This is a genomic window from Streptococcus agalactiae ATCC 13813 (assembly GCF_000186445.1).
Lineage (GTDB): Bacteria > Bacillota > Bacilli > Lactobacillales > Streptococcaceae > Streptococcus > Streptococcus agalactiae.
The window spans coordinates 328,602-329,606 of sequence record NZ_GL636070.1 but is presented as its reverse complement, the minus strand read 5'-3'; the positions used below and the strand labels follow the sequence as shown (position 1 = coordinate 329,606).

Here is a 1,005-nt window from a genome sequence, read left to right as displayed (position 1 = left end):
AGAAGAACCTAGTACACCGTATTTAATTTTTTCCATATCTTCCTTTCCACTCCCACTTGGGAGTTTTTATTTTGTAATAAACCAAGCGATCAACCAAGTGATACCACCTAGCACTAACAGTGCTGGCAATAAGCCACCTTCAAATTCAACGCTTGTTTTTTCCTTGCCATCACGACTAGTAAACGTGTGTTCTAAGTCGCCAAACATTAGTTTTTTCCAATTCATGCAACCTCTCCTTTCATTCTTGCGGAGATACAGCCAATGTGCTAAACTAAACTTACCCCGTTAGGGGAGAGGGCTTCTTAGCCCTCTTGGTATTGTCACCACTCTATTGAGTAGTGAATCCTAAGCTTAAACCAAAGAATCTTGATTTCGACTTCTAGTTCTTTGTGTTTAGGCTTTTTGTTTAGCCTAGATTTCATTAGCTGTACCTCCTTTCGTTTTGCTTAATTCCTTAAGCTTGATTATAGTATACTACACTTGAAGTGTACTTGCAAGTGTTTTTTTGCATTTTGCTAAAAAAATATTGCATTTATTCCACTTGAAGTGTACAATATTGTTAGACATATAATAGTAAAGGAGCAAAAAATGGCTAACTTATCGGATAATATAAAATATTTCAGAAAACAAAATAAGCTAACCCAAAAAGAGCTAGCTAGAAAGTTAAAAATAGCTCCAACAGCCATTTCAGCTTGGGAGGTGGGTAGAAACAAACCTCTAATGGATAATATAGAACAAATGGCTTCTATTTTCGGAATACCAAAATCGAAGCTTTTAGGTGACGAAATATATAAAATCCAAGAAACCGCATCACCAGAACTCATCCCATCTACCCTACAAAAAATAAATGCTACTTCTTCTCAATTAGAACACAAGCGACAACTAATCGTTCTTGATACAGCCGAAACACAGTTAGAACAACAAAACACAGTAACCGACCTATTCTCTTACAACTACTACGACCACGCTGCTTCAGCTGGTACAGGTCAGTATCTAAATGATGTA

General features: G+C 36.7%; 2 protein-coding genes. One reads left to right on the top strand and one right to left on the bottom strand.

Features of this window, described 5'->3' with window-relative positions; genetic code table 11:
• Nucleotides 1-66: 66 nt before the first annotated feature.
• Nucleotides 67-225, bottom strand: coding sequence for a hypothetical protein (locus tag HMPREF9171_RS1000000113250; protein WP_001104142.1), 159 nt, complete (start codon nt 223-225; stop codon nt 67-69).
• Nucleotides 226-588: 363 nt separating this feature from the next.
• On the opposite strand from HMPREF9171_RS1000000113250, the gene HMPREF9171_RS111400 reads away from it, so the two are divergent.
• A partial coding sequence (locus tag HMPREF9171_RS111400) for a helix-turn-helix domain-containing protein (RefSeq protein ID WP_000002265.1) occupies nt 589-1,005 on the top strand: 417 nt, incomplete at its 3' end.